Source organism: Sphingopyxis sp. OPL5, assembly GCF_003797775.2.
Classification (GTDB): domain Bacteria; phylum Pseudomonadota; class Alphaproteobacteria; order Sphingomonadales; family Sphingomonadaceae; genus Sphingopyxis.
This window is the reverse complement of record NZ_CP060725.1, coordinates 114,263-139,399: the sequence shown is the minus strand read 5'-3', so window position 1 is coordinate 139,399 and position 25,137 is coordinate 114,263. Positions and strand designations below refer to the sequence as shown.

Annotated in this window: 28 protein-coding genes and 1 pseudogene; 16 read left to right on the top strand and 13 right to left on the bottom strand. The window is 65.6% G+C overall.

Translation table 11 applies throughout. The features are described from left to right. Positions 1–60 precede the first annotated feature (60 nt). The gene (locus tag EEB18_RS00630; protein WP_056352194.1) at positions 61–1,365 is read left to right on the top strand and encodes a sensor histidine kinase; all 1,305 of its coding nucleotides are present in this window, start codon (positions 61–63) and stop codon (positions 1,363–1,365) included. Positions 1,366–1,711: 346 nt separating this feature from the next. Here the strand turns inward: EEB18_RS00630 and EEB18_RS00625 are convergent, their stop codons facing one another. Together EEB18_RS00625 and EEB18_RS00620 are read right to left on the bottom strand one after the other, a co-directional pair. Then, a complete protein-coding gene (locus tag EEB18_RS00625) occupies positions 1,712–2,401 on the bottom strand; it encodes a glutathione S-transferase N-terminal domain-containing protein (protein WP_187142083.1) in 690 nt (229 codons plus the stop codon). Beyond that, a complete protein-coding gene (locus EEB18_RS00620) occupies positions 2,398–2,685 on the bottom strand; it encodes a chorismate mutase (RefSeq protein ID WP_187142082.1) in 288 nt (95 codons plus the stop codon). Before EEB18_RS00620 ends, EEB18_RS00625 begins: the two co-directional genes overlap by 4 nt. Positions 2,686–2,789: 104 nt before the next feature. Between EEB18_RS00620 and EEB18_RS00615 the strand changes: the two genes are divergently transcribed. From EEB18_RS00615 to EEB18_RS00600, 4 genes are all read left to right on the top strand, one after another. Further along, entirely contained in the window at positions 2,790–3,803 is a 1,014-nt protein-coding gene (locus EEB18_RS00615; protein ID WP_056350689.1) for a polyprenyl synthetase family protein, read from the top strand. Positions 3,804–3,812: 9 nt separating this feature from the next. Beyond that, the gene (locus tag EEB18_RS00610; RefSeq protein ID WP_262408052.1) at positions 3,813–4,199 is read left to right on the top strand and encodes a DUF1801 domain-containing protein; all 387 of its coding nucleotides are present in this window, start codon (positions 3,813–3,815) and stop codon (positions 4,197–4,199) included. Next, a complete protein-coding gene (gene hrpB, locus EEB18_RS00605; protein WP_187142081.1) occupies positions 4,196–6,661 on the top strand; it encodes an ATP-dependent helicase HrpB in 2,466 nt (821 codons plus the stop codon). Before EEB18_RS00610 ends, hrpB begins: the two co-directional genes overlap by 4 nt. A gap of 69 nt (positions 6,662–6,730) precedes the next feature. Further along, positions 6,731–7,009 (top strand): ETC complex I subunit, encoded by a 279-nt coding sequence (locus EEB18_RS00600; protein ID WP_187142080.1) that lies wholly within the window; start codon positions 6,731–6,733, stop codon positions 7,007–7,009. 134 nt (positions 7,010–7,143) lie between these two features. Here the strand turns inward: EEB18_RS00600 and EEB18_RS00595 are convergent, their stop codons facing one another. From EEB18_RS00595 to EEB18_RS00575, 5 genes are all read right to left on the bottom strand, one after another. Then, positions 7,144–7,359 carry a DUF4170 domain-containing protein gene (locus tag EEB18_RS00595; protein ID WP_187142079.1) on the bottom strand — a complete coding sequence of 72 codons (216 nt, stop codon included), beginning with the start codon at positions 7,357–7,359 and terminating at the stop codon, positions 7,144–7,146. A 93-nt stretch (positions 7,360–7,452) separates the two neighbouring features. After that, positions 7,453–7,815: a hypothetical protein gene (locus EEB18_RS00590; RefSeq protein ID WP_056350698.1), complete on the bottom strand. Its 363-nt coding sequence runs from the start codon at positions 7,813–7,815 to the stop codon at positions 7,453–7,455. Then, positions 7,799–8,140 (bottom strand): hypothetical protein, encoded by a 342-nt coding sequence (locus tag EEB18_RS00585; protein ID WP_262408051.1) that lies wholly within the window; start codon positions 8,138–8,140, stop codon positions 7,799–7,801. Before EEB18_RS00585 ends, EEB18_RS00590 begins: the two co-directional genes overlap by 17 nt. 44 nt (positions 8,141–8,184) lie before the next feature. Then, on the bottom strand, positions 8,185–8,577 hold the full coding sequence (locus EEB18_RS00580) for a hypothetical protein (RefSeq protein ID WP_156377795.1): 393 nt from the start codon (positions 8,575–8,577) through the stop codon (positions 8,185–8,187). 73 nt (positions 8,578–8,650) lie between these two features. Next, positions 8,651–9,184, bottom strand: a complete 534-nt coding sequence (locus EEB18_RS00575; protein ID WP_187142077.1) for a hypothetical protein — start codon at positions 9,182–9,184, stop codon at positions 8,651–8,653. Between the two features lie 216 nt (positions 9,185–9,400). On the opposite strand from EEB18_RS00575, the gene eno (EEB18_RS00570) reads away from it, so the two are divergent. Beyond that, positions 9,401–10,675 carry a phosphopyruvate hydratase gene (gene eno / locus EEB18_RS00570; RefSeq protein WP_187142076.1) on the top strand — a complete coding sequence of 425 codons (1,275 nt, stop codon included), beginning with the start codon at positions 9,401–9,403 and terminating at the stop codon, positions 10,673–10,675. A 90-nt stretch (positions 10,676–10,765) separates the two neighbouring features. After that, positions 10,766–12,265 (top strand): EF-hand domain-containing protein, encoded by a 1,500-nt coding sequence (locus EEB18_RS00565; protein WP_187142075.1) that lies wholly within the window; start codon positions 10,766–10,768, stop codon positions 12,263–12,265. A gap of 26 nt (positions 12,266–12,291) precedes the next feature. Here the strand turns inward: EEB18_RS00565 and EEB18_RS22820 are convergent, their stop codons facing one another. After that, complete coding sequence (locus EEB18_RS22820) at positions 12,292–12,429, bottom strand: prolyl oligopeptidase family serine peptidase (protein ID WP_410468144.1); 138 nt, start codon at positions 12,427–12,429, stop codon at positions 12,292–12,294. A gap of 27 nt (positions 12,430–12,456) precedes the next feature. Between EEB18_RS22820 and eno (EEB18_RS00555) the strand changes: the two are divergent. After that, positions 12,457–12,660 (top strand): annotated as a pseudogene (eno, locus tag EEB18_RS00555) (phosphopyruvate hydratase); the annotation flags it as partial. A 77-nt stretch (positions 12,661–12,737) separates the two neighbouring features. Here the strand turns inward: eno (EEB18_RS00555) and EEB18_RS00550 are convergent. Next, complete coding sequence (locus tag EEB18_RS00550; protein ID WP_187142074.1) at positions 12,738–13,202, bottom strand: hypothetical protein; 465 nt, start codon at positions 13,200–13,202, stop codon at positions 12,738–12,740. 88 nt (positions 13,203–13,290) lie between these two features. Then, positions 13,291–15,222: an alpha/beta hydrolase family protein gene (locus EEB18_RS00545; RefSeq protein ID WP_187142073.1), complete on the bottom strand. Its 1,932-nt coding sequence runs from the start codon at positions 15,220–15,222 to the stop codon at positions 13,291–13,293. A gap of 126 nt (positions 15,223–15,348) precedes the next feature. On the opposite strand from EEB18_RS00545, the gene EEB18_RS00540 reads away from it, so the two are divergent. The 7 genes from EEB18_RS00540 (at position 15,349) to EEB18_RS00510 (ending at position 20,854) form a co-directional block, all read left to right on the top strand. Further along, positions 15,349–15,645 carry an FtsB family cell division protein gene (locus EEB18_RS00540; protein WP_235535747.1) on the top strand — a complete coding sequence of 99 codons (297 nt, stop codon included), beginning with the start codon at positions 15,349–15,351 and terminating at the stop codon, positions 15,643–15,645. A 247-nt stretch (positions 15,646–15,892) separates the two neighbouring features. Beyond that, positions 15,893–16,975 carry a pyruvate dehydrogenase (acetyl-transferring) E1 component subunit alpha gene (gene pdhA, locus EEB18_RS00535; RefSeq protein WP_056350712.1) on the top strand — a complete coding sequence of 361 codons (1,083 nt, stop codon included), beginning with the start codon at positions 15,893–15,895 and terminating at the stop codon, positions 16,973–16,975. Further along, positions 16,975–17,583: a hypothetical protein gene (locus tag EEB18_RS00530; protein WP_187142072.1), complete on the top strand. Its 609-nt coding sequence runs from the start codon at positions 16,975–16,977 to the stop codon at positions 17,581–17,583. The genes pdhA and EEB18_RS00530 overlap by 1 nt, the downstream gene beginning before the upstream one ends. Then, on the top strand, positions 17,573–18,952 hold the full coding sequence (locus EEB18_RS00525) for a pyruvate dehydrogenase complex E1 component subunit beta (protein WP_187142071.1): 1,380 nt from the start codon (positions 17,573–17,575) through the stop codon (positions 18,950–18,952). The genes EEB18_RS00530 and EEB18_RS00525 overlap by 11 nt, the downstream gene beginning before the upstream one ends. A 134-nt stretch (positions 18,953–19,086) precedes the next feature. Then, positions 19,087–19,722 carry a hypothetical protein gene (locus EEB18_RS00520; protein ID WP_187669054.1) on the top strand — a complete coding sequence of 212 codons (636 nt, stop codon included), beginning with the start codon at positions 19,087–19,089 and terminating at the stop codon, positions 19,720–19,722. Positions 19,723–19,805: 83 nt separating this feature from the next. Further along, entirely contained in the window at positions 19,806–20,510 is a 705-nt protein-coding gene (cysE, locus tag EEB18_RS00515) for a serine O-acetyltransferase (protein WP_056350717.1), read from the top strand. After that, a complete protein-coding gene (locus EEB18_RS00510; RefSeq protein ID WP_187142334.1) occupies positions 20,510–20,854 on the top strand; it encodes a DUF2794 domain-containing protein in 345 nt (114 codons plus the stop codon). The genes cysE and EEB18_RS00510 overlap by 1 nt, the downstream gene beginning before the upstream one ends. Here the strand turns inward: EEB18_RS00510 and EEB18_RS00505 are convergent. The 3 genes from EEB18_RS00505 to EEB18_RS00495 form a co-directional block, all read right to left on the bottom strand. Beyond that, positions 20,832–21,905, bottom strand: coding sequence for a hypothetical protein (locus EEB18_RS00505; protein ID WP_187142333.1), 1,074 nt, complete (start codon positions 21,903–21,905; stop codon positions 20,832–20,834). The two genes, EEB18_RS00510 and EEB18_RS00505, sit on opposite strands and share 23 nt — an antisense overlap. Before the next feature lie 77 nt (positions 21,906–21,982). After that, entirely contained in the window at positions 21,983–22,639 is a 657-nt protein-coding gene (locus EEB18_RS00500) for a DUF4328 domain-containing protein (protein WP_187142332.1), read from the bottom strand. Between the two features lie 58 nt (positions 22,640–22,697). Further along, on the bottom strand, positions 22,698–23,600 hold the full coding sequence (locus tag EEB18_RS00495; RefSeq protein ID WP_056350726.1) for an SDR family NAD(P)-dependent oxidoreductase: 903 nt from the start codon (positions 23,598–23,600) through the stop codon (positions 22,698–22,700). 199 nt (positions 23,601–23,799) lie between these two features. Between EEB18_RS00495 and EEB18_RS00490 the strand changes: the two genes are divergently transcribed. Further along, on the top strand, positions 23,800–25,020 hold the full coding sequence (locus EEB18_RS00490) for a porin (RefSeq protein ID WP_187142331.1): 1,221 nt from the start codon (positions 23,800–23,802) through the stop codon (positions 25,018–25,020). The last annotated feature ends 117 nt before the right edge of the window (positions 25,021–25,137 follow it).

The following is a 25,137-nucleotide window of genomic DNA, read 5'->3' as shown; positions in this document are numbered from 1 at the left end:
ACCGACGCCGCGAAGCCGCAGGCGCTGACGAGCCGGATCACCGGCTCGCTCGCGCGGCGCATGATCGCGATCGCCGCGATCTGGATTTCGGTGCTGTTGATCGGCGGCGGGTTCGCGCTCGACCGGGTGCTGACCGGTGCGATCACGCGCAACTTCGATTCGAACCTCGAATATGTGCTGCTCAGCATGATCCGCTCGTCGGAAATCGGCCCCGACGGTGAGGTCCGGATGATTGAGCCGCTCGGCGACCCGCGCTTCCTCGAACCCTATAGCGGCCTCTATTGGCAGATCAGCGGCGGGCGGCAGGAACCCTATCCCTCGCGCTCGCTGTGGGAACGACGGCTCGATACGTCGGACAAGCACGACGACCAGCAATTGCATGTCTATGACAGCAACCAGTTTCCCGACGAGGAATTGCGCGTCGCCGAGCGCGACGTCATGCTGCCCGGCAGCAAAACCAAATGGCGGTTCCAGATCGCCCAGTCGCGCGAAGTGCTGCAGGTGCAAACGCGGGCGGTGCGGGCGACGCTGATCCCGAGCCTCGGCCTGCTGGGGCTCGGGCTCATCATCCTCGCGGCGCTCCAGACCTTCTATGGCCTCTGGCCCCTGCGGCACATCCGCCGGGCGATCGCCGCGATGCGCGGCGGCCAGCAACGCCGCGTCGTGGCGCCGCTGCCGCTCGAGGTGCAACCGATCGTCGATGAATTGAACGCGCTGCTCGCGCATAACGAGAAACAGGCCGAAGAGGCGAGGCTCCACGCCGGCAACCTCGCCCATGCGCTGAAGACTCCGCTGACCGTGCTCGTCAACAGCGCGACCGGCAACAAATCGGATCTTGCCGATACGGTCCGGCGCGAGGCGGCGACGATGCAGCGCCAGGTCGAACACCACCTCGCGCGCGCACGCGCGGTCGGGCGGCGCGGTGCGGCGCAGGCGCGCGCCAACGTCCGTGACAGCGTCGACAGCGTGTCGCGCGCCGTGGCCTTGCTCTATCCCGATGCACGGCTCGACGCATCGGGCGACAAGGAACTGATCGCGCGGGTCGAGCGGCAGGATCTCGACGAACTGATCGGAAACCTGCTCGAAAATGCCGCAAAATACGGCGGCGGCAGCGTGTTCGTCACCGTCCAGCGCGAGGGTGGCATGGTGGAAATTCTTATCGAGGATGACGGTGCGGGCATCTCGCCCGCCGACCGCGACCGGGTCATCGACCGCGGCGTGCGGCTCGACAGTGGCAAGCCGGGAACGGGCCTCGGCCTCGCGATCGTGCGCGACGTGGCGGAGATTTACGGCGGCAGCATCGCGCTCGAAGAGAGCGAGGATTTAGGGGGGCTGCTGGTACGGCTCAGGCTGCCGGCGGGGTAGGCAAGGGGCCGTTTTGGGGTGGCAAGCGGACGCTTATGTCATCGTCATCCCGGGCTTGACCCGGGACCCGCCTTCCTTCTTTCGCTGCCGGTTCAAAGACAAGGCAGGCCCCGGGTCAAGCTCGGGGTGACGTCAATGGAACGACAGCATTTGGTCGTTTCCTGCCCTTCGCGAAATAGGACCCGCAGCGGAAATTGCCGCTTTCCTAAATTATTTCACTGTGTCAGCCTTCGACCCGCTCTTTGACTTGTCGATCACAGCGCCCCGCTTCGCGATGCGCCTGGATCCAAGCCTTAAAGCGACAAAGGAGACAGTTTCCCCCTCAACGTCCGTCGCTTTTGTCGCTTTAAGCCGCCGTAACCTCCAACCCGCGCTGCACGCCCGGCCGTGCCAGTCCCGCATCGAGCCAGCGCTGGACATGCTCGAATCGCGCGAAGCCGACGATTTCGGCGGCGTCATAGAAGCCGATCAGATTACGTACCCAGCCGAGCAGCGACATGTCAGCGATGCTGTAGCCTTCATCGATAATCCACTCGCGATCCGCGAGCCGGTCGTTGAGCACCCCGAGCAGCCGCGCCGATTCCGCCGCGTAGCGGTCGCGCGGGCGTTTGTCCTCAAAGTCCTTGCCGGCGAATTTGTGGAAGAAGCCGAGCTGGCCGAAGATCGGTCCGGCGCCGCCCATCTGCCACATCAGCCATTGGATCGTTTCATAGCGCGTCGCCGGGTCGGGCGAGAGGAACTGGCCCGACTTGTCTGCCAGATAGATCAGGATCGCGCCCGATTCGAACAGCGCCAGCGGCTCGCCGCCGGGGCCGTCGGGATCGTAGATCGCGGGAATCTTGCCATTGGGATTGAGCGCGAGGAACGCCGGGTCGTGGCTTTCGTTCGCCATGATGTCGATGCGGTGCGGCTCATAGGGAAGGCCGCTTTCCTCGAGCATGATCCCGACCTTTACGCCATTCGGCGTCGGAGCTGAGAAAAGCTGGAGCCGGTCGGGATGCTGCGCGGGCCATTTGGCGAAGATCGGGTGGGTCATGCGTCCTGCTCGCGCTTCGCCTGCTGGTGATGGCGGATCACCTCCTCGATGATGAAGCGCAGGAATTTTTCGGTGAAATCGGGATCGAGATCGGCATCGCGCGCCAGTTCGCGCAGCCGGCCGATCTGGCGTTCCTCGCGCGCCGGGTCGGCGGGGGGCAGGCCGCCCTTCGCCTTGAGTTCGCCGACCGCCTTGGTCACCTTGAACCGCTCGGCAAGCATATAGACGAGCGCCGCGTCGATATTGTCGATGCTCTGGCGATAGCGGCTGAGTTGGTCGTCCATGCGCGGCTCCTCTGATGCCCGGCACGCTTGGCACCGCGCAGGGGCGCAAGGCAAGCCGAAAGTCGTTGCAAATTCACCCCCGCACGGCCAAGGCTCGCCGCGTCATGAGTGCTGAAATCCACCGTCTTCACGGCGAAAAGCCCCCCTCGCTCGACCCGATGATGGCGCTCGTCGCCGCCGACATGAACGAGGTCAATGCGGTCATTCTCGACCGCATGCAGTCCGAAGTGCCGCTGATCCCCGAACTCGCCGGCCATCTGATCGCCGGCGGCGGCAAACGGATGCGCCCGATGCTGACGCTCGCGTGCGGCAAGTTGCTCGACTATCCGGGCCGCCGCCACTGCAAGCTCGCCGCGGCGGTCGAATTCATCCACACCGCGACCCTGCTCCACGACGATGTCGTCGACGGATCGGACCTGCGCCGCGGCCGCAAGACCGCGAACCTCATCTGGGGCAACAGCGCGTCCGTCCTCGTCGGCGACTTCCTGTTCAGCCGCGCCTTCGAGGTGATGGTCGAAGACGGCTCGCTCAAGGTCCTCAAGATATTGTCGCGCGCTTCCGCGGTGATCGCGGAGGGCGAGGTCAACCAGCTCTCGGCGCAGCGCCGCATCGAAACGAGCGAGGACCAATATCTCGCGATCATCAACGCCAAGACCGCCGAGTTGTTCGCGGCGGCGTGCAAGATCGCCGCGGTCGTCGCCGAACGCGACGATACGACCGAGGCGGCGCTCGACAGCTATGGCCGCAACCTCGGCGTCGCCTTCCAGCTCGTCGATGACGCGATCGACTATGTCTCCGACGCCGAGACGATGGGCAAGGGCGTCGGCGACGACTTTCGCGATGGCAAGGTGACATTGCCGGTGATCCTTGCCTATGCGCGTGGCAATGCCGAAGAGCGCGACTTCTGGAAACAGGCGATCGTCGGCCACCGCAGCTCGGACGAGGACCTCGCTTATGCGACCTCGCTGCTCCACAAGCACGACACGATCGCCGACACGCTGGCGCGCGCGCGCCATTATGGCCAGCGCGCGGTCGACGCGATCGGCGGCTTCCGCGCGAGCCAGGCCAAGGCGGCGCTGACCGAGGCGGTCGCCTTTGCGGTCGCCCGCGCTTATTGAGGAGCGGTCATGGCGATGATGGGTCCCGCGGCCGAAAGCCCCGACGCCTATATCGCCGCCTTGTCGGGCTGGCAGCGCGAGCTTTGCACGATGCTCCGCGCCGCCGTGATGCGGGCTGCCGCTTTCGAAGAGACGATCAAATGGACCAATCTCGTCTTCCTGGCGAATGGTTCCTGCATCCTGATCCGTGCCGAGGAGAAACGCGTGCTGCTCGGCTTCTGGCGCGGCAAGAGGCTGTGCGAGATCGAGCCGCGCATCAAGGCGAGCGGCAAATATGAGCTTGGCAATCTCATCATGACCGAAGAGACGGTCATCGATGTCGCGGTCGTCGAACGGCTCGCGGCGGAGGCCTATCGGCTTAACTTCGATCTCGGCAATCCGTCGACAAGGACATGAGCCTGACCCTGCCGATCGACGCGGTGCTGCCCGACATCATGGCGGCGCTGACGCTGAAGCCCAATGCCGTCGTCGTCGCCCCACCCGGCGCGGGCAAGACGACGCGCGTCGCGCCCGAAATCCTCAAACAGCCCTGGTGCAAGGGCGCCGTGTGGTTGCTCTCGCCCCGCCGCCTCGCCGCGCGCGCCGCCGCCGAGCGCATCGCCGAGGAAACGGGGACGAAGGTGGGCGGTCTCGTCGGCTATGCGACGCGCCTCGACAGCAAGCAGTCGAAGGACACGCGGCTGCTGGTGATGACGCCGGGGCTGTTCCGTAACCGCATCCTTGCCGACCCCGAGCTGACCGGGGTCACCGCGGTGCTGTTCGACGAGGTCCATGAACGCAGCCTCGACGGCGATTTCGCGCTCGCGCTGGCGATCGATGCGCAGCAGGGATTGCGCGACGATTTGCGGCTCGTCGCGATGTCGGCGACGCTCGACGGTGCGCGTTTCGGCGCGCTGCTCGGCAATGCGCCGGTCGTGAAGAGCGAGGGCAAGATCTGGCCGCTCGATCTGCGCCACATCGGCCGCCGCGCCGAGGATCGACTGGAGGTCAGCGTCCTCGCGGCCGTGCGCAAGGCGCTTGCCGACGAGCCCGAGGGCGACATGCTGACCTTCCTGCCCGGTGCCGGCGACATCGAGCGTGCGGCGACCGCGGTCGAGGAGGCGCGGCTACCGCTCGTGGTCCACCGGCTGCATGGCCAGATCGACCCGGCGCTGCAACGCGCCGCGCTGGTTCGCGACGCGAACGGCAAGCGCAAGCTGATCCTCGCAACAAGCATCGCCGAGACGAGCCTGACGATCGAGGGGGTGCGCATCGTCATCGACGCCGGCCTGTCGCGCCGCCCGCGCTTCGACAAGGCGGCGGGCATCGCGCGGCTCGTCACCGAACGCGCCAGCCAGGCCTCGGCGACCCAGCGCGCGGGCCGCGCGGCGCGGCAGGGGCCGGGGGTCGCTTATCGTCTGTGGGAAGCCGCGGCGACCGCGGGTATGCCGCCGTTCGACCCGCCAGAGATCCACGAGAACGACCTGATGCCCGTCGTGCTCGATTGCGCCAGCTGGGGCATCGTCGATCCGCGTCAGCTCGGTTGGCTCGACCCGCCGTCGCCAGCCGCCATTGCCGAAGCGAAGGCGCGGTTGCAGGCGATCGGCGCGCTCGCCGCCGACGGGCGGATTACCCCGCACGGCCATGCGCTCGCGGCGATCCCGCTGCCGGTGCCGCTCGCGCATATGATGCTCTACGCGGTAGCGGCGGGCGAGGCCGAACTCGCCGCGCGGCTCGCGGTACTGCTCACCGAACCGGGGCTCGGCGGGCGCGGCGTGGATGTCGAGGCGCGGCTCCAGCGCTGGAAGGGCGCAAAAGGCGACCGCGCCGAAGGGGCCTGGCGGCTGGGGCGCCGGCTCGCCGCGCTGGCGGAAAAACGCGTCGAGGACAGCGCGCCGCTGACCTCGCGCTCGGTCGGCGGCTGGATCGCGACCGCCTGGCCCGACCGCGTGGCGCGCCAGCGCGCCGGCCAGCGCGGCGAATATCTCAGCGTCGGTGGCCGCGCCTACAAGCTTGATCCGATCGATCCGCTCGCGGGTAGCGAATGGCTGGCGATCGCCGATGCGCAGGGCCATGCGGCGGGCGTGCGCATCCTCGCCGCCGCACCGATCGCGCAGATCGAGGTCGAGGCGATCTTCGCCGATCGCATCGTCGCCCATTCGGCGAGCAGCTATGACGCATCCAACGACCGCGTCGATCATCGCCGCGAACGCCGGCTCGGCGCCATCGCGCTGGCCAGCGGCAAGACCGGGCGCGACGAGAGCGCCGGGGACGACGCGGCGCTGCGTCTGGCGGCGGTGCGTGACAAGGGGCTCGGGCTGATCGGCTGGGGCCCTGCATCGCAGGCGCTGCGGCTGCGCGCCTCCTTCGCGGGCATCGACGCGCTGTCGACCGCCGCCCTCGCCGACAGCCTCGACATCTGGCTCGCGCCGCTGCTGCCCGGATGCCGGGGCCTGCGCGATATCGGCGACCGAAGGCTGACCGACGCGCTGATGGCGTTGCTCGACTGGCCGGCGCGGCAATTGCTCGAAAAGCGCGCGCCCGACGACTATGTGACCCCAGCGGGCAGCCACCACAAGATCGACTATGGCGCCGACGGCGGGCCGCAGGTGTCGGTGCGGGTGCAGGAGATGTTCGGGCTGGCGCGCCACCCGACGGTCGGCGAACCGCCGGTGCCGCTCGTGCTCGCGCTGACCTCGCCTGCGCACCGCCCGATCCAGACCACCCGCGACATCGCGAGCTTCTGGAGCGGCAGCTGGCACGAGGTGGCGCGTGAGATGCGCGGCCGCTATCCCAAGCACAGCTGGCCCGACGCCCCGGCGACCGCGCGGCCGACCTTGCTGACCAAGGCGGCACAGGCACGGCGCGACGGGGCGTGACGTTGGGCCTTTTCGTCGGCGCACCGAGCCGCTAAGGCGGCGTCATCGCCACCAACGCAGGACGACCCGATGAAAGCGCGCATTTTCCAGAAGCCCAAGAACGCCATGCAGTCGGGCCGCGCGGGCACGCAGCGCTGGGTGCTGGAATTCGCCCCCGCCGAGGCGCGCAAGGCCGATCCGCTGATGGGCTGGGCCGGCAGCGGCGACACCCAACGCCAGCTCAAGCTGGGCTTTGCGAGCTGCGACGAGGCGGTGGCCTATGCGACGCGCGAAGGCATCGACGCGGAGGTGATCGCGACCCCCGTTCGCACGCTCAAGATCCAGGCTTACGCCGACAATTTCCGCTGAGGGCGACTGAACACCTAACCCCGTTCGTGCTGAGCTTGTCGAAGCACCGTCCTTCCCTTTGCGACGTTGCAAAGAAAGAACGGCCCTTCGACAAGCTCAGGGCGAACGGGGTTCTTGATCGCGGTGGTTCGCGACTACTCCGCGTCCGGCTGCAGCAGCTTGTGCAGGTGGACGACGACATATTTCATTTCGGCATCGTCGACGGTGCGCTGGGCGGCGCTGCGCCAGGCCTTTTCGGCGGCCTTATAGTCGGGATAAAGGCCGACAACGTCGAGATTGTGGAGGTCGACGAAGTCGAGGCCCTGCGGGTCGCTGACGCGGCCGCCGAAGACCAGGTGCAATTTGCTCATCTTGGTTTCCTAGCGCTGGTAGACTGGGGAGGGGATGCGGGCGCCCCTATTCCGCTACGCGCCAATAGGCAAGCAAGCTGTCCGCTTCCTGTCTTATGCGTCCTTGTCGCCGCCGCCGCTCTTGGGCAGCAGCGCGCCGAGCAGCGCGCCGATCGCCACCGCGCCCGCGACGAGCGCGATCGGCTGCTTTTCGGCAACATCCTTGAGCTTCGAATTGGCGCGCTTCGCCTGCGCCTTGCCCTTGGCGAGCGCTTCGCCGGCGGCTTCGCGCGCGACGCCGGCCTGTTCGGCGCCCTTCGCGGCCAGCTCGTTCGTCGCGGCGCGGGCGCGGCCATAACCGTCCTGGATGCGCGCCTTCGCCGCCTCGGCGGTCAGCTTGGCGCTTTCGGCGGTCTTCTGCGCAACTTCACTCACTTTGGCGGTGGTTTCGCGGGCGGTTTCACTGAGCGGCTTCATTCTGGTCCTCCGTAATTTCACGATCTTCACCCACATCGCCTTGATCGGGGCGTAGCTTGTCGAGGCCCGCTTCGGCGAGATCGCGCAGGCGGCGGCCGAGGCGGGGGGCATGCTCCCGGATCGGGTCGCGGAGCAGCCAGGCGATCCCCGCCGCCGCCGCAAGAGCGATCGGCAAGCGATTGTTCCTGAACTGTTTTTGTACCGCATGCGCGGTGTCGTCGACCTTCGCGCCGAGGCGGTATTTGCCGCGGTTGTAGAGCGACTTCGGCTTGAAGGCCTCGCCCGCCGCGCCGAGCTTGCGCTGCAATTCGGCGCGCTGGATCATCGATCGGCGCGCGGCGTTGATCAGGCGGGTTCGCGATGGGCGCATCAATCATCTCCCCGCGCAAGAAAATCGTCGCGGAACGCGGCTTTGACATCGCCATAGCTGAGTTTCGCCCGCCAGCCCGCAAAGGCGGCGACGAGGAGCAGCGCCGAGACGACGATCAGCGTCGCGAGCAACGGCCCGACCTGGACGGCCAGCACGAGGATGGCGCCGAACGCCAGCGCGAGCATCGCGACGACGAGCGCGCTTCCCGCGACAAAACCCCAGGCCGACGTCCAGCCGACGCCATGATAGGCGAGCGCGCCGCGCGCCTTGAGCAGCGCGACCTCGGCCTCCGCCGCCGCCTGCAGATTGTCGACGACGTCGCCGACGATCTTTTCGAGCGGCACCGGCGGTGGGGCGACCGGGCGCCCGTCGGGCGCATAGCCGTGGCTCACGCGGTTGAACGGGCCCTCTTCGGACGGGGCAGGGGTGTCAGGCTTTGGCGGTGACATTGCGAATGGCTGGGTTTCAGTCGCTGCTCGAACCCTTGAGCAGGCGTGCCAGCACAAAGCCGAGCACCGCTGCCGCACCGACCGACACCGCCGGGTTCTTCTTGACCAGATCCTTGGTCGCGGCGGCGAGTTCGTCGAGGTCCTTCTTGTCGAGCGAGGTGGCCAGGCCAGCGACGGTCGAGGCGGCCGAGCGGGCGTAGTCGCCATATTGCTTGCCGAATTTGCTGTCGACGGTGCCGGCGCTGTCCTCGAGCATCTTGGCGAGGCTGCCGACGGCTTCGGCGGCCTTGTCCTTGCCCTTGGTCGCCGCTTCGCGTGCCTTGGTCGAGGCCTGGCCGGCGAGGTTGCTGGCGTCGGCCTTCAGCGAGGCGGCTTTTTTCGAGGCTTCGCTCTTGATCGTCGCGCCGGTGGCGGCGAGCTGGTCGCGGATCGGATGCTCGGCACTCTTGGCCGCCGCGGGCTTGCGCGCGGGCGCGGCCTTGGTCGCGGCGGGCTTGGCGGGCGCCTTGGCAGCGGGCTTCTTGGCGGCGGGAGTAGCGGCTTTGGCCATCGGTTCGTCCTCTTCTCTTATACGAAGCGCGGCTTTGCCCGCCGCGCCTGTCCCTGTCTCTGCGATAATATAGCAACAGGCGATGAATGGTTCCATAGCGCGGCAAAATTCCCCCAAAAATAGCGACGCGCACGGTTGCACTAAGGGCAGGGCGCCGATAACAGGCGGGCGCCTTTCCAACCGGCCCATTCAGTGCCGCCAGCAGGACGATCCTCCATGACCGCCATCATCGACATCCACGGCCGCGAAATCCTCGACAGCCGCGGCAACCCCACCGTGGAAGTCGATGTGCTGCTGGAGGATGGCAGCTTCGGCCGCGCCGCGGTGCCCTCAGGTGCCTCGACCGGCGCGCATGAAGCGGTCGAACTGCGCGACGGCGACAAGAGCCGCTATCTCGGCAAGGGCGTGACCAAGGCGGTCGCCGCGGTGAACGGCGACATCGCCGACGCGCTCATCGGCCTCGATGCCGAGGACCAGCGCGAACTCGACCAGATGATGATCGACCTCGACGGCACGCCGAACAAGAGCCGCCTCGGCGCCAATGCGATCCTCGGGGTCAGCCTCGCCGCCGCCAGGGCCGCCGCCGACGCGCGCGGCCTGCCGCTCTACCGCTATGTCGGCGGCGTCTCGGCGCGCACGCTCCCGGTGCCGATGATGAACATCATCAACGGCGGCGAACATGCCGACAATCCGATCGACGTGCAGGAATTCATGATCATGCCTGTCGGCGCCGGCAGCATCGCCGAAGCCGTGCGCTGGGGCAGCGAGATTTTCCACACGCTGAAGAAGGGCCTGTCGGCGAAGGGCCTTGCGACCGCAGTCGGCGACGAGGGCGGCTTCGCCCCGAACCTCGCCTCGACCCGCGCGGCGCTCGACTTCATCGCCGCGTCGGTCGACCAAGCGGGCTTCAAGCTCGGCACCGACGTCGTGCTCGCGCTTGATTGCGCCGCGACCGAATTCTTCAAGAACGGCAAATATGAGATCAGCGGCGAAGGCCTGTCGCTCAGCCCCGAGCAGATGGCCGAATATCTCGCCGCGCTGGTCAAGGATTACCCGATCAAGTCGATCGAGGACGGGATGAGCGAAGATGATTTTGTGGGCTGGAAGGCGCTGACCGACCTGATCGGTGACAAGTGCCAGCTGGTCGGCGACGACCTGTTCGTCACCAACCCGGTTCGGCTGGGGCAGGGCATCAAGGATGGCCTCGCCAACTCTTTGCTCGTCAAGGTCAACCAGATCGGCACGCTGTCGGAGACCCTCGAAGCGGTCGATATGGCGCACCGCGCGCGCTACACTGCGGTGATGTCGCACCGTTCGGGCGAGACCGAGGATTCGACGATCGCCGACCTCGCGGTCGCGACCAACTGCGGCCAGATCAAGACCGGCAGCCTCGCGCGCTCGGACCGGCTCGCGAAATACAACCAGCTGATCCGCATCGAGGAAGAACTGGGCGACATGGCGCGTTATCCGGGGGCGTCGATTTTCGGGTGATGTCCGCCGGGCAGTGACAGATATGCGTTAACCTCGGCGCGCTAAACGCCGGCGGATTGGTCATGGACCAGATCGTTGGGGGAGCCGCGCGTGAACAACAAGAAGGCCACGGCAATTGGCGCTGCTGGACTGGCGATTGCCGTCGGCGGGATGGTTGTGGCGCAGGTTTCGCAGCAACGATCGGCCAACGGCATACCGGCGGCGCTGGTAAATGGCCTGAACCCGGGCATGCATATCGAGCAATATCTGGCGCAAATCGTCGGTCGGCTTCGTGCGGTCGATCGCAACGGCGATGGACTGGACAGGGCGGATATCGAATTCCAGGACTTGCAGCGCACCACGCAGGAGCGCGCGCAGAACATTCATCAAGTGCTGGTTTACGACTATGACGGCGACTTTCGCGTCACACGTGAGGAACTGGAGCGCGGTGCGCGGGGCGAGAATGACCGCCGAAGCGAGCAGGCCGATTCGACGCTGAAAAATTTCGATGGCGATGGCGACGGTGTCGTCACCTTGCAGGAAGCGGCAAGCCGCGAGCGCAATCGTCAGCGTGAAACGTCGCTCGACGGACTTTTGGAACTGGACCCCAACGGCGATGGCAAGCTGACCGCCGCCGAGTTGATGGCGCGCGCCGAGCAGGCGTTCAAACAAGTTGACCGAGACGGTGACGGCACATTGTCCAAGGAGGAATATGCGGTGATCGCCGGTCGGGTCGAGGACATCCGGTTGAGCCGCAATGCCGAGACTTGCGACCTTCCTCCCGCGTCCAAGGATGCAAAGCTGGTCGTATTCGGCGCATATGATGCCGAGGCGATCTCGAGCGCTGTTGTCGGCGGCCAGGACAATGAAACGAACCTGATCGACGTGACGATCGAACCGGGATCAGGTCAACTTTACGTGGTTCTGACATCGTATGAATCGATGATCTGGCGTTTGCGCGGAGCAACGGCGCGGGTCGATCGGGTCGTGGTGTCGTCGCTGAAGTCGGCGCCTGGCGGGGCGTCGGCATCAGGCGTGGTGGGCCTCCCCGCCGGCAAGGTTCACATCGCCCGGGCTGGTTGCCCGAATTATTTCGACAAGGCTGACGATTCCGGTGCGAAGCGCTCGCTGGCATCGATCCGGGCCTCGCTGCAGCGCAATCCGGATGCGGTCTTCGCCACCTATTCGCCGCGAAGCATTTCGCTGCCCTCCGGCGCTCTCACGTCGGCCCGCGACACGCGCCCGGTGTTGCCCAAAGGCTTCGATGCCGGGATGTGGAACGAAGCCGCGCGCTACTGGCCTGCCGGACTCGCAGCGGTCGATCCGAAGCAGGTCGTGTCGAAGTGGAAGGTCGAGAAATATCTTGTGCTCCCAAGCCAGATGGGTCTTTCACAACTCATGGGTTCGGGCGCGGTAAAAAGGGAAGAAGGCGACACATTTCGCGTCCTTCGACCGATCGCTCATATGCCTCCGAGCATGGGCGGCGCGCACTCGGTTACGCTGATTTTTCCGAAGGGTGTGCCGGTGGCACCAGGCGACGTTGGACACAGCTGCATCGTCGATGAGAATAAGCGCGAGTCCAAAGGCGCCAGGTGCCGGTCACCGCGCTAGGCGGTCATCGGCACAGGGTCGGACCCTCACTTCCCCTTCAGATATTTATCGAACCACCCGATCGTGCGGCGCAGCGAGTCCAGCTGGTTTTCGCGCTTCTGGAAACCATGGCCTTCGCCGGGGTAGAAGATCGTCTCGACGATATTGCCCTTGGCATTGAGCAGGTCGCGGAACTGCTGCGTCTGGCCGTATGCTACACCGCCGTCATGTCGGACCGCTCGGGCGAGACCGAGGATTCGACGATCGCCGACCTCGCGGTCGCGACCAACTGCGGCCAGATCAAGACCGGCAGCCTCGCGCGTTCGGACCGGCTCGCGAAATACAACCAGCTGATCCGCATCGAGGAAGAACTGAGCGATATGGCGCGTTACCCGGGGGCGTCGATTTTCGGGTGAGCGGCTCCATAGGGTTTTCGGTGTCCCGGATTTGATCCGGGAGCCATTGCCGCGCCCGACTGCGTCAACTTCTTCTCCTAGGATTGTCCGTCGCGGGGTTCGCTGAGCCCAAACTTGGTCACTCTGAATATCTTGTCGCTGATTGCGTAACCACCAACATGCACTTGGCGAGCTTGGCTGACCCGCAGTTCATAAACAATGTCTCGAAGCTGAGAAGATTCTAGGTTGAGGTCGACATCGACATACTCGTCGTAGAATTGTCCACCACCTATTATGCCTTGGTCCATCTGCAATCGGGACAGATCGCTGGACAGTTTGATGTGGAACCGCAGCTTCGTTCCCACCACCTCATTACCGCCACGCCAGTAATCGTCCGCGATCCCTGATATGGTGGCTTCATGACCACCCTCAATTTGCCCTGACTCGTAGTAGCTGGCGCCTAAGCTGTATCCTTGATCCTGCCACTCCTTGATACGCAGCATGGTGAGTGAGATTTCAGGTTTTCCGCTCGTATTGAAGATCGGCGGCTTGTTCTTGAACATTCTGTCCCCCTATCAGTGGGCACTACATCAATGGGCGTCATGAGGTTGGCTAGGCCCTTGGGCGTTGACCGTTGGTCACGAAGTCCCCTCACTCCCCCTTCAAATATTTATCGAACCACCCGATCGTCCGGCGCAGCGAGTCCAGCTGGTTTTCGCGCTTCTGGAAACCATGGCCTTCGCCGGGGTAGAAGATCGTCTCGACGATATTGCCCTTGGCCTTGAGCAGGTCGTGGACCTCCTGCGCCTGACCGCGCGGCACGCGGATGTCATTCTCGCCCTGGATCGTCAGCAGCGGTGCCTTCGCTGCCTTCATATAGGTCAGCGGCGAGGCGGCGTCATAGACCGCGCCGTCCTTTTCCGGCGTGCCGAGCAGGCTGCGCTGATAGGCTTTCAAAAACTCGTCCTGGTCGCGGTACATGGTGCGCCAGTTGATGATGCCGAACCATTGCACCGCCGCGGCGAACTCGTCGGGGGTGCGGCCGATCGCCATCAGCGTCATGAAACCGCCGTAGGAGCCGCCGAAGATGCCGACCTTCCTGTCGTTGACATAGCCCGACTGGACGAGGAAGTGCTTCGCCGCGACGGTGTCTTTGAGGTCGCCGCCGCCGAGGTCCTGAAAATTGGCCTCCTGGAATTTTTTGCCATAACCGGTCGAGCCGCGGAAATTGGGCTGGATCACGACATAGCCGCGCGTCGCGAAGGCGGTGGCGTAGCGCGAGAAGCCGTCCTGCGACTGGCCGGTCGGGCCGCCGTGCGGCATCACGATCGCGGGGTTGCTGCCATCGCGTTTCAGGTTGAACGGCATCGTCATGACCGCGCTGATCAGTGTGCCGTCGAAGCTTTTGTAGGTCACGATCTGCGATTTGGGCAGCGTCGCGGGGGCGAGGCTGGCCATCGCCAGCGGCACCACGGGCACCGCCTTGTTCGCGCCGAGGTCATAGGCATAGAGCATCGTCGGCGAATCCGCGCCGCTGCGCGTCACGAACATCTTCGACCCGTCGGGCGAGATCGCGGTGAGGCCGGGGATCGACGCGCGGCCGGGGTCGAGCGCCAGTTCGGTCTTGGCCATGGTCGAAAGGTCGACACGCGACAATGTCGAACGCCCGTCGTTGTTGGTACGCACGAACATCGCCTTGCCGTCGGGGGTGACGATGTCGCTCGTTTCCTCCCACGGGGTCTTGGGCAGGCCCTGCCATTTTTTGGTCGCGACGGTGTAGGCCGTGGCATGCGGCTGGCCGGTGCCTTCGTCGGTGGTCACCGCCAGCACCGCGCCGTCGGGGGTCGCGCCGCTCGCGGCATAGATGGTCTTGGGCTTGCCGAGCAGCAGCGTCGCGGCACCGCTCGCAACGTCGACGCGCCAGATCTCGCTCGCCGACCCGTCGACGAGGCTGCGGTTGGCGATGATCGCCTTGCCGCCATCGACCCATGCCGCGGGCGCCCAGCTGAACTGCGGGTCCTTTTCGGCGGTCAGGTTGCGGATCTTGCCGCCCGCATCCATCACCGCGAGATTGCTCTGCCCCTCGCTCTTGAGCTTGGTCGACAGCGCGACGAGGCCGCCGGTCGGGCCGGTGAGCAGCCCGCTTTCGCTGCGGTCGGGCGTGTTGGTCAGATTCTCGACCGCGCCGCCGACGGTGGGCACGCGATAGATGTCGTAATATTCGTTCCCGCCGGCATCCTGCGTGAAATAGAGCCACTGGCCGTCGCGCGTCGTCGCCAGCCCCGATTGCGCGTCGTCGGACTGGGTGAGCTGCACCGGCCAGCTGCCGTTGGCATCCATGCGCCAGATGTTGACGCGGCCGGTCAGGTCGGTGGCGATGAAGATATTTTTGCCGTCGGCGCTCCACACCGCATCGTACAGCGCGCGGGTGACGCCGATATCGTCGAGCGGCACCGGCTTCGCGTCGGGATTGGCGGGCGAGGCGATCGTCCGCGGATCGGTGACCGGACGGTCGGGGGTCGCAACCTGGGCGAAGACGGGCGCGGCGGTGGCGAGCAGCAGGACGGTGAGAATCGAGCGCATCGGTGAACTCCCTGTTATATGATGCGCAGACTATCGTGTGGAAAAGCAAAGTATAGCCGCTTGACCCGGCGAATCACTTGTGATTCAAGGGCCGGGATGACGCAGCGCCACAAAGTACGGAAATCGGTGAACCGGGCCATAGGTCCCACCGTCGCCGTGATCGCGGTGCTGGCGATGATCGGCTATGCGATCTTCGGTCCGACCGGGCTCTATGCCTGGGGCGATTACGGCCAGTCGGTCGAGAAGCAGCGCGTCGTCCTCGCCGAGCTGACCAAGAAGCAGAATGAGCTGAAGAACCGGGTCAATCTGCTCGACCGCCGCCGCGTCGATCCCGACCTGGCCGAGGAATATGTACGCGAGAAACTGGGCGCCTATCACCCCGACGAGGTGATCATTCCGATGGACCCCGCCGAAAAGCCCTGATTGCTGCCGTCATTGCGAGGAGCCGAAGGCGACGCGGCAATCTCCAGCCGCCGGCATTGCGCAAGGCTGCGAGCTGTAGATTGCTTCGCTCCGCTCGCAATGACGGGTGTTGGGTCGGCTCGATTGCTGCACCCTTGTTGCATAGCTATCCTTGGACCCCTTGGGGGCCAAGCGGGCGTTGCCAAGTGCGGCGCGGCTCTCCTATAGGGAAGCCCTGCCGTAACGGCTAACCGCAAAGGAACCCGCCTTGGCCAAAGCACCCGTGCGCAAGACTGCTGCGCCGAAAAAGCCCGCCCCAAATGCTGCCGCAACCCCCGCGCCCGCGACCAATCGCGACCGCCCGCAAGACCCCGCGCCCTATGACGCGACGCCGGCGGAGCTGGAGACATTCTACCGCGAAATGCTGCTGATCCGGCGTTTCGAGGAAAAGGCGGGACAGCTTTACGGGCTCGGGCTGATCGGCGGTTTCTGCCACCTTTATATCGGCCAGGAAGCCGTGGCGGTCGGTCTGCAGAGCGCGCTCGACGGCGACAAGGACAGCGTCATCACCGGCTATCGCGACCATGGCCATATGCTCGCTTACGGGATCGATCCCAAGGTCATCATGGCCGAACTCACCGGCCGCGCCGCGGGGATCTCGCGCGGCAAGGGCGGCTCGATGCACATGTTCAGCGTCGAGCATAAATTCTATGGCGGCCACGGCATCGTCGGCGCGCAGGTGTCGCTCGGCACCGGGCTGGCCTTCGCGCACAAATATCGCGGCGACGGCGGGGTCGCGATGGCCTATTTCGGCGACGGCGCGTCGAACCAGGGGCAGGTCTATGAAAGCTTCAACATGGCCGAGCTGTGGAAGCTGCCGATCATCTTCGTGATCGAGAACAACCAGTACGCGATGGGCACTTCGGTCAACCGCTCGTCGGCCGAGGATCAGCTCTATCGCCGCGGCGAAAGTTTCCGCATCCCCGGGATGCAGGTCGACGGCATGGACGTGCTCGCGGTGCGCGGCGCCGCCGAGGCGGCGCTCGAATGGGTGCGCAGCGGCAAGGGTCCGGTGCTGATGGAACTCAAGACCTATCGCTATCGCGGCCACTCGATGTCCGATCCCGCCAAATATCGCAGCCGCGAGGAAGTGCAGGCGGTGCGCGACAAGAGCGATGCGATCGAGCATCTGAAAAAGCTGATGCTCGACGCCGGGATCAGCGAGGACAAGATCAAGGATATCGACAAGGAAATCCGGCAGGTCGTCGCGGACTCGGCGGACTTCGCCGAGAGCGCGCCCGAACCCGAGTTGCATGAACTGTATACCGACGTGCTGGTGGAGCAATATTGATGCACCGTTTCGTCATTGCGGCGGTGGTTGGTTTGGCGGGCGCTGTTCCCGCCATGGCCGAGCTGCCGGCGTCGTACGACGCGGAGAAGGTTGCAGCTTGCGTGCCGCAAACAGTAGACGAAGCCGTCGCATGCCTGAAGTCCACGCTGTCTCCGGCGGATTTCACGATGCTGGCCGACCGAGAGGCCTCGAGGCGATTCCGCGGACATCTCGATGAAATGCTGCGGGTGCAGTGGAAATTGCGCGATCCCGAAACGCCGCTCGTCCAGTATATGAACCGGCATGGCATCTACGGTTCGGCAGTTGGTGCCCCGGCGATCATCATCGGCGCCTTGCAGGCTGACGCCCATGGTGCACGCCTAAACTACAAGGCGGTGGCGGCCGCCATTCAGGCCGCTCCCGTCCTGCCCGACCCGGGGCCACCGCCTCAGGGAACCTTTGACGGACCGGTTGGCTCGGAGACGCTGCCGATGTCCGAGTGTAGCGAAATGAAATTGCCGCCGGGTGCGGTATTGTCGAAATGCCTCCGCTTGGCCGACGGGACCATGACGGCGCTGGTAGCGATGAAAGAAGATCAAGCGATGACCGAGGTTTCCAATGGCAATTGAACTGAAAATGCCGGCGCTGTCGCCGACGATGGAAGAGGGCACGCTCGCCAAGTGGCTCGTCAAGGAAGGCGACACGGTGAAGTCGGGCGACATCCTCGCGGAGATCGAGACCGACAAGGCGACGATGGAATATGAAGCGATCGACGAGGGCGTGATCGCGTCGATCCTGGTCGCCGAGGGCACCGACAATGTGAAGGTCGGCACCGTGATCGCGACGATTTCGGGCGAGGGGGAGGAAGCGGCGGCGCCTGCCGCGGCTGCCGCTCCGGCGCCTGCTCCGGTCGAGGAAGCCAAGGCCGCTGCGCCGGCCCCGGCACCCGCACCCGCGGCGGAAAAGCCCGCCGCGGTCGAGCGCGCCTCCGACCCCGCGATCCCCGAGGGGACCGCGATGGTCAAGACCACCGTCCGCGAAGCGTTGCGCGACGCGATGGCCGAGGAAATGCGCAAGGACGACCGCGTCTTCGTGATGGGCGAAGAAGTCGCCGAATATCAGGGCGCGTACAAGGTGACGCAGGGGCTGCTCGAGGAATTCGGCGCGCAGCGCGTCGTCGACACCCCGATCACCGAATATGGCTTTGCCGGCCTCGGTTCGGGCGCCGCGATGGGCGGGCTCAAGCCGGTCATCGAGTTCATGACCTTCAACTTCGCGATGCAGGCGATCGACCACATCATCAACTCGGCGGCCAAGACCAACTATATGTCGGGCGGCCAGATGCGCTGTCCGATCGTGTTCCGCGGGCCGAACGGGGCCGCGAGCCGCGTCGCCGCGCAGCATAGCCAGAATTTCGCGCCCTGGTACGCCAGCGTCCCCGGCCTGATCGTGATCTCGCCCTATGACTCGGCCGATGCCAAGGGACTGATGAAGGCGGCGATCCGCAGCGAGGACCCGGTGGTCTTCCTCGAGAATGAGCTGCTCTACGGCCGCAGCTTCGACGTGCCGGCGGTCGACGATTTCGTCCTGCCGATCGGCAAGGCGCGGATCATGCGTGCGGGGACCGACGTCACCATCGTCAGCTACTCGATCGGCGTCGGGCTCGCGCTCGAAGCCGCCGACGCGCTCGCCGCCGAGGGCATCGACGCCGAGGTCATCGATCTGCGCACGCTGCGCCCGCTCGACACCGTCACCGTGCTCGCCAGCCTCAAGAAGACGAACCGGCTGGTCGTCGTCGAGGAAGGCTGGCCGACCTGCTCGATCGCCAGCGAACTCGCAATGGTCGCGATGGAACATGGCTTCGACGACCTCGACGCCCCGGTAGCGCGCGTGTGCAACGAGGATGTTCCGCTGCCCTATGCCGCGAACCTCGAAAAGCTCGCGCTCGTCGATACGCCGCGCGTGATCGCGGCGGTGAAGGCGGTTTGTAACCGTTGACCGCCTGAGCCCTCGTCATTGCGAGGATCCCGGACTTGATCCGGGGGAACGAAACAATCCAGAGCAGGCGTAAACCACCCTGGATTGTTTCGCTTCGCTCGCAATGACGATGCGGTGGTGGTAGCGCGCGTCGCATGACCGAAGACGCCGCTCCCGAATTTCTGCTCTACCCCGACATCCGCGATCCGCGCGTGATGGTCGCGGTGCCGCGCGCCCGGCGTGCGGCGATGACGGTGCTGTGGGGATTGGCCGAACGGCTCACCAATTTGCTGATCGAAACGCGCGAGCCGCTGATCGGACAGATCAAGCTCGCCTGGTGGCGCGACATGATGGTCCTGCTCGCCGCCGATCCGGTGGCGCTGCCGAAGGGCGAACCTTTGCTCGCCGAACTGCAGGCGACCTGGGCGGGGCAGGGCGGGCTCGATACGCTCGCCGACGCGGCCGAGGCGATGTTGCTTGCCGAGGATGAAGCATCGCGCGGCGCGGCGGCGATGGCGTTCGGCACGGCGCTGTTCACCTTGTCGGGCGGTGGCACCGGTACGCGCTGGGGCTTGCTGTGGGGGGCGGTGGTGCAGTCGGAGGAAGAGGATGCGCATTATCTCTTCGCCGCGGCGCGCGCGGCACCCGTTCCGACGGGCGCCGCTTTCGTGGGCCGGCGCGCCCTGCTGATGCTCGACCGCTGGGCCGCCGCCATCGCCGCCGCGGACGGCGAACGGCGCTGGCGGAGCGAGGGACTGTTGCTGTTTCGCGTCGGGCTGATCGGCCGCTGACGAATAAAATGCGCCGGGGCTGGAAATGGCGCCGCCAAACATCTATCTTGTCCGGTACATAATAGGGTCGCAGGGGACGATTGATGTTCAACGGGCTGGTCGCCTATCTCGATTCGATCAAGGCGCGCGACCCCGCGCCGCGCTCGCGTTGGGAAATCCTGCTCTATCCGGGACTGCTCGCGGTCGGCATGCACCGTATCGCGCACTGGCTGTTCGAGGCTGACCTGTTTTTCCTCGCGCGCTTCGTCAATCATTTCGCCCGCTTCCTGACCGCGATCGATATCCATCCGGGCGCGAAGATCGGGCAGCATCTGTTCATCGACCATGGTTTCGGCGTCGTGATCGGCGAGACCGCCGAGATCGGCGACAATGTCTCGATCTATCAGGGCGTGACGCTCGGCGGCACCGATCCCGCCAACGGCATCGGCGGCAAGCGTCATCCGACGCTGGCGAACGACGTCATCGTCGGCTCGGGCGCGCAGATATTGGGACCCGTCATGGTCAACCCGCGCGCGCGCATCGGCGCCAATGCGGTGGTGACCAAGGATGTCCCCGAAGGCGCGGTGATGGTCGGCATCCCGGCACGCTCGACTTTGGTCGATGCCACCGAATATGCCCGCGAGTTCGTCCCCTATGGGACGTGCAACGAGACCTTCGATCCCGCGACGCAAAAGGTCGAACTGCTCCAGTGCCAGCTCGAACAGCTGCAGAAACAGCTCGCCGCGCTGGTCGCCGAACGGGACGTCGCCGCCGAGCCGGCTCCGCGCAAGGGACGTAGCCGCGCCTGATGGGGATCGTCACCCCCTGGCCCTACACCAGTTCCTTGCCGCAGCAGACGGCGTTCGACCGCCGCGAACTGACCCGCATCCTCGATCTTTACGGCCGCATGGTCGCGGCGGGGAAGTGGCGCGACTATGCGATGGATTTCCAGCGCGACGTCGCGGTGTTTTCCTGCTTTCGCCGCGCATCGGAACGCCCCGAATATCGCATAGAAAAACGCCCCGCCTTGCGGAGCCGGCAAGGCATGTGGGCCTTGGTCTCCGAAGCCGGGGCGATTTTGAGGCGCGGGGACGAGCTTGCCAATGTGCTCGCCCCCGTCGAACGCAAGCTTATGAAGCTGGTATCGGACTGACCGGCCGGACCGTCGCGGGCAACTGGTCGGCGAGGCCCGTGGGCAGGAACCCGACCACCACGCTCCGCGCATTCTGCCAGAAGGCCGAGAGCAGCAGCAGCGCCGATCCGATGACGAAGGCGGTGAGCGCGACATTGAGTTCGACCGCGCCAAAGGTCTGGAGCAACTGGGTCAGCGCGAACAGCACATAAGCAAGCGCCGAGACGAGCAGCGCGCGGCGGTCGATCGCGAGCGCGATCAGGCCGAAGGCGATATAGATGGCGATCACCATCACCGCCGCGGCGCTGCCGATGTCGTTGCCCTGTGTCACGCCGAGCAGGTGGAAGATCGGGTGCGCGATCATCGGGGCGGCGAGCAGGTGGAGCCAGAAGGCGACGTCGCTGCGCCGCGTCTGGCGCACCCGGTCGCTGCGGTCCCACCACATGGCGAGCGCGAAGATGCCGAGCCCGGCGACGAGCACCAGCGTCATGAACAGGTTCACCGGCGGTTCGCTGCCGCCGACGATCGCGAGGACCAGCGCCACCGCGGTGCCGGCGAGCGCGGCGCTGCCCGCCGCGACGGTGATCGGCACCATGAAGCGTTTCCAGTGGAACCAGGTCGCGCCCGCGGTGACGAGCGCCATGCCTGCGGCGACGATCGCCATGGTCGCTTCAGCGGGATGGTTGCCGAAAATCGCTTCGCCATGCTTGACGAGGAAACCCACCATCGAGCCGAAGACGCCCGCCGCAAAGGCGAGGACGAGGACGATGCTGGGAAGCGCCATGCGGCGCTGGCGGGTGAAATATTCGGCGAGGCCCCAGGCGGTCGCGGCGACGCCGATGCCGGCGAGCGCCGGATGGATCGACTGGCCGATCCAGCCCACCGCGACGAGCAGGATCACCGCGGCGATGCTGACGAAGATGTCGTTGAAGCCGGTGATGAGGCGGAATGATTCCTCATCCGCTCCGGGAGCGGCGCGCACCGACGCAATATGGTTGCGGAAGGCCGCTACGGCCTCCGGCGTCATCACCTTTGCGTCGACCGCTGCTTGCAGGTCGCTTTCGCTATACATTGGGGTCGTCCTTCTGTCCGATCCCCTTGCCCCGCTGCGCTTATGGCATAGCTGTGTTAGTGATGCAATACGATAAATCAGGTAAAGATGCCCGCCGCGGTCAGGCGGTCGCGCTGCGCCTCGGTAAGGCGCGCGACGAGACGCAGCGCGAGCGGGTAAAGGGCCAGGTTGGTCGCCGAATTGACGATCGCGAGGATGATCGCCTCGTGCTTTTCGTCGGGGGTGACGGGGGAGGCGGCCGCCATGCCGAGCACCATCCCGACCGCGAGCGAAAGTGACCACAGGCCCCACCAGGCGATGAGCAGCGACTGGCCGTCGCGGATGCCGTCACGGTCGCCGCCGTGGCTGAATGCCCAGATCTGGCGCATCGCCTGAAAGGGTTTGAAGAGATTGGCGATTGGCACGAAATGCCAGCCCACCGACCAGGCCGGGGTGAAGCCGAAGCCAGGGACTCGCGCCGCCTTGACGTTGGCGGCCGCGCGATAGGTCCACATGCAGAAGACGACGAAGGTGGTGAAGGCCAGCAGCCCGTCGCTGACCGACACGCCGAGATACAATGCGTTGAGCCCGACCACGGGCGCATCCTCGTCGAGCGAGACCCGCCCGTTCAGTTCGGCGATCTGGCCGACGCAGGCCAGGGCGAGAACGATCCAGCCGAAAGCGAGCAGGTTCCGCAGGAAGCGGCCGCGGCGCTGGAGGAGGGCGATGCCGTCGCCCAAGGTCATGTCCGTCATAGGCCCCTCGCGATCGGCGGCCCCGATGGGGCGCCGACGCGAAGAACGCCTATCAGGGTCAGCCCAGCGCTTGCAACGCCCGCATCACCGCCATCGACTGTTCGCTGCCCGACTGGGGCACGGTTTCGCCGTTGCGGTCGATGATCTTGTCCCACGCCGCGGCGACGCCCTCGGGGGTGCGTTCACCCTCGGGCAGCGCGATGCCGGGGGTCATGGTGACATAGGCGGCGTGGAACGCGCCGGCACCGGCGCCGATGATCATGTTCGTCGGGGCGTCCTCGCTGACCAGATAGAGTGCGGCGGGGACGACATTTTCGGGGGTGAATTTTTCGAACAATTCGGCGGGGAAGATGTCCTCGGTCATGCGCGTGCCGGCGACCGGGGCGATCGTGTTGCAGCGGATGTTGTACTTCGCGCCTTCGAGGTGGAGCGTCTTGGTCAGACCGGCGAGGCCGAGCTTCGCCGCGCCATAATTGGCCTGGCCGAAGTTGCCGTAAAGGCCGGTCGACGAGGCGGTCATCAGCAGGCGGCCATAAGCCTGTTCGCGCATCGTGTCCCACACCGCCTTGGTGACGTTGGCGCTGCCGCTGACATGCACCTTCAGCACCAGGTCGAAATCGGCGGGTTCCATCTTGGCGAAGCTCTTGTCGCGCAGGATGCCGGCGTTGTTGATGACGATATGGACGCCGCCCCAGGCTTCCTTGGCCTTGGCGACCATTTCGACCATCTGGTCATATTCGGTGACGCTGCCGCCGTTCGACATCGCGGTGCCGCCGAGCGCCTTGATTTCCTCGACCACCTGCAACGCGGCGTCCGAATGGCCGGTGCCGTCGCGCGCGCCGCCGAGGTCGTTGACGACGACCTTCGCCCCGCGGCGCGCCAGTTCGAGCGCATAGGCGCGGCCGAGCCCGCCGCCGGCGCCGGTGACAATGGCAACGCGTCCGTCAAATTTGATCGTCATGATGGTCTCCCGAAGGGGCGATCCCGATGGGTTGCCCGAAAAAACTGGCCCGTCCTTAGCCGTTCGCCGCTTTCAGGCAAGGGGTGATCGGAAAAGCGTCCGTTGCAACGAAAATGTCACGCAAATGACGTGCAACTGTCATAGAGCCGTCATAACAGCGCCACGAGTTTGTCACCCTTTCGCAACGGAGCAAATCCCCATGCGCCACGTCCTGCTCGCCACCGCGGGCTTCCTTTTGCCTCTTGGCGCGCCCGCCCTCGCTGCCGAACCGGTCCAGGGACCACCGAGTCCGGCGCCTGCCGCGAGCGACCCCGAGCCCGCCAAGGCGCCCGCGAAAAAGTCGGAATGGGAATTCAAGCCGCGCTGGCGCCTGCAATATGACTTCGCCAATGTCAGCGGCCCGGCGGGGCTGGCGGGTACAGGAAATTCGGAAGAAATCCGCCGCGCCCAGCTTGGCGTCGATATCAAGATGCCGGGCGGCTTTTCGGCGCGGGTCGAGGGCGAGTTCACCGCCGACCCGATCGAATTCGTCGACGCCTATGTCGCGTGGAACGGCGACGGCATCAATGTGACCGCGGGACAGCAGAAATTCTTCACTCCGCTCGACGATATGACGAGCGACCTCAACACCAGCTTCACCGAACGCGCGGCGCTGGTCACGGCGTTCAACTTCTCGCGGCGCACCGGCCTGTCGGCGGGCTATGCCAAGGGCGATTTCCAGATCAACGGCGGGGTCAGTACCGATCCGCTGATCCAGCTCGACGATGTCGACGACAACAGCCAGGCGGCGCATATCCGTGCGGTGTGGATGCCGAAGTTCGGCAAGACCAATGTCCATTTGGGCGCCGCCTATCACTGGAAGCATCGCCAGGATTCCGAGCTGGTGCCGGTGCGCTATCGCCAGCGTCCGCTCGTCCATTCGACCGAGACGCGCTATATCGCGACCCCCGGCCTGCTCGCCGAACGCGAGCAGACCTATGGCGTCGAGGCGGCGGCGGTGAACGGCCCGTTCCATTTCGCCAGCGAAGCCTATTGGCAGCATGCGAGCCGCGACGGGGCGAGCGACCCGACCTTCTTCGGCGCCTATGCCGAGGTCGGTTTCTTTCTGACGAAAGGCGACAGCCGGCCGCTAAAGGGCGGGCAGTTCGGCGCGATCAAGCCGAAAAAGCCGCTTGGCGACGGGGGCATCGGCGCGGTGCAGGTCAACGCGCGCTACGATTATCTCGACCTCAACGATGCCGGGATCACCGGCGGCACGCAAAAGGGCTATATGGCGTCGATCATCTGGTCGCCGACCAGCTGGATGCGGTTGATGGCGCAATATGCGCGGCTGAACTATCGCGACGCGGCGATCGCGGTCGTGGGCGACCGCGACTATGGCGTCGACGTCGTCGGCGCGCGGGTGCAGTTCACTTACTGAGGTTGCAAACAAATACGCCGTCATTGCGAGCCCTTCGACTGCCTTGCAGGCGCTCAGGATAAACTCGCGCTCTGCGCGAGCGAAGCAATCCAGAGCGGTTTACACGCGCTCTGGATT

What these genes read in the sequence shown, in the direction of transcription:
- hrpB (WP_187142081.1), top strand. Translation starts at nt 4,196, where the DNA reads ATGAGCCTGACCCTGCCGATCGACGCGGTGCTGCCCGACATCATGGCG.
- eno (WP_187142076.1), top strand. Translation starts at nt 9,401, where the DNA reads ATGACCGCCATCATCGACATCCACGGCCGCGAAATCCTCGACAGCCGC.
- EEB18_RS00525 (WP_187142071.1), top strand. Translation starts at nt 17,573, where the DNA reads ATGGCAATTGAACTGAAAATGCCGGCGCTGTCGCCGACGATGGAAGAG.
- EEB18_RS00620 (WP_187142082.1), bottom strand. Translation starts at nt 2,685, where the DNA reads ATGGACGACCAACTCAGCCGCTATCGCCAGAGCATCGACAATATCGAC.
- EEB18_RS00575 (WP_187142077.1), bottom strand. Translation starts at nt 9,184, where the DNA reads ATGGCCAAAGCCGCTACTCCCGCCGCCAAGAAGCCCGCTGCCAAGGCG.
- EEB18_RS00520 (WP_187669054.1), top strand. Translation starts at nt 19,087, where the DNA reads ATGACCGAAGACGCCGCTCCCGAATTTCTGCTCTACCCCGACATCCGC.
- EEB18_RS00600 (WP_187142080.1), top strand. Translation starts at nt 6,731, where the DNA reads ATGAAAGCGCGCATTTTCCAGAAGCCCAAGAACGCCATGCAGTCGGGC.
- EEB18_RS00625 (WP_187142083.1), bottom strand. Translation starts at nt 2,401, where the DNA reads ATGACCCACCCGATCTTCGCCAAATGGCCCGCGCAGCATCCCGACCGG.
- EEB18_RS00495 (WP_056350726.1), bottom strand. Translation starts at nt 23,600, where the DNA reads ATGACGATCAAATTTGACGGACGCGTTGCCATTGTCACCGGCGCCGGC.
- EEB18_RS00490 (WP_187142331.1), top strand. Translation starts at nt 23,800, where the DNA reads ATGCGCCACGTCCTGCTCGCCACCGCGGGCTTCCTTTTGCCTCTTGGC.
- EEB18_RS00630 (WP_056352194.1), top strand. Translation starts at nt 61, where the DNA reads ATGATCGCGATCGCCGCGATCTGGATTTCGGTGCTGTTGATCGGCGGC.
- EEB18_RS00505 (WP_187142333.1), bottom strand. Translation starts at nt 21,905, where the DNA reads ATGTATAGCGAAAGCGACCTGCAAGCAGCGGTCGACGCAAAGGTGATG.
- EEB18_RS00610 (WP_262408052.1), top strand. Translation starts at nt 3,813, where the DNA reads ATGGCGATGATGGGTCCCGCGGCCGAAAGCCCCGACGCCTATATCGCC.
- EEB18_RS00590 (WP_056350698.1), bottom strand. Translation starts at nt 7,815, where the DNA reads ATGAAGCCGCTCAGTGAAACCGCCCGCGAAACCACCGCCAAAGTGAGT.
- EEB18_RS00500 (WP_187142332.1), bottom strand. Translation starts at nt 22,639, where the DNA reads ATGACGGACATGACCTTGGGCGACGGCATCGCCCTCCTCCAGCGCCGC.
- EEB18_RS00595 (WP_187142079.1), bottom strand. Translation starts at nt 7,359, where the DNA reads ATGAGCAAATTGCACCTGGTCTTCGGCGGCCGCGTCAGCGACCCGCAG.
- EEB18_RS00585 (WP_262408051.1), bottom strand. Translation starts at nt 8,140, where the DNA reads ATGATCCAGCGCGCCGAATTGCAGCGCAAGCTCGGCGCGGCGGGCGAG.
- EEB18_RS00545 (WP_187142073.1), bottom strand. Translation starts at nt 15,222, where the DNA reads ATGCGCTCGATTCTCACCGTCCTGCTGCTCGCCACCGCCGCGCCCGTC.
- EEB18_RS00550 (WP_187142074.1), bottom strand. Translation starts at nt 13,202, where the DNA reads ATGTTCAAGAACAAGCCGCCGATCTTCAATACGAGCGGAAAACCTGAA.
- cysE (WP_056350717.1), top strand. Translation starts at nt 19,806, where the DNA reads ATGTTCAACGGGCTGGTCGCCTATCTCGATTCGATCAAGGCGCGCGAC.
- EEB18_RS00510 (WP_187142334.1), top strand. Translation starts at nt 20,510, where the DNA reads ATGGGGATCGTCACCCCCTGGCCCTACACCAGTTCCTTGCCGCAGCAG.
- EEB18_RS00530 (WP_187142072.1), top strand. Translation starts at nt 16,975, where the DNA reads ATGCACCGTTTCGTCATTGCGGCGGTGGTTGGTTTGGCGGGCGCTGTT.
- EEB18_RS00615 (WP_056350689.1), top strand. Translation starts at nt 2,790, where the DNA reads ATGAGTGCTGAAATCCACCGTCTTCACGGCGAAAAGCCCCCCTCGCTC.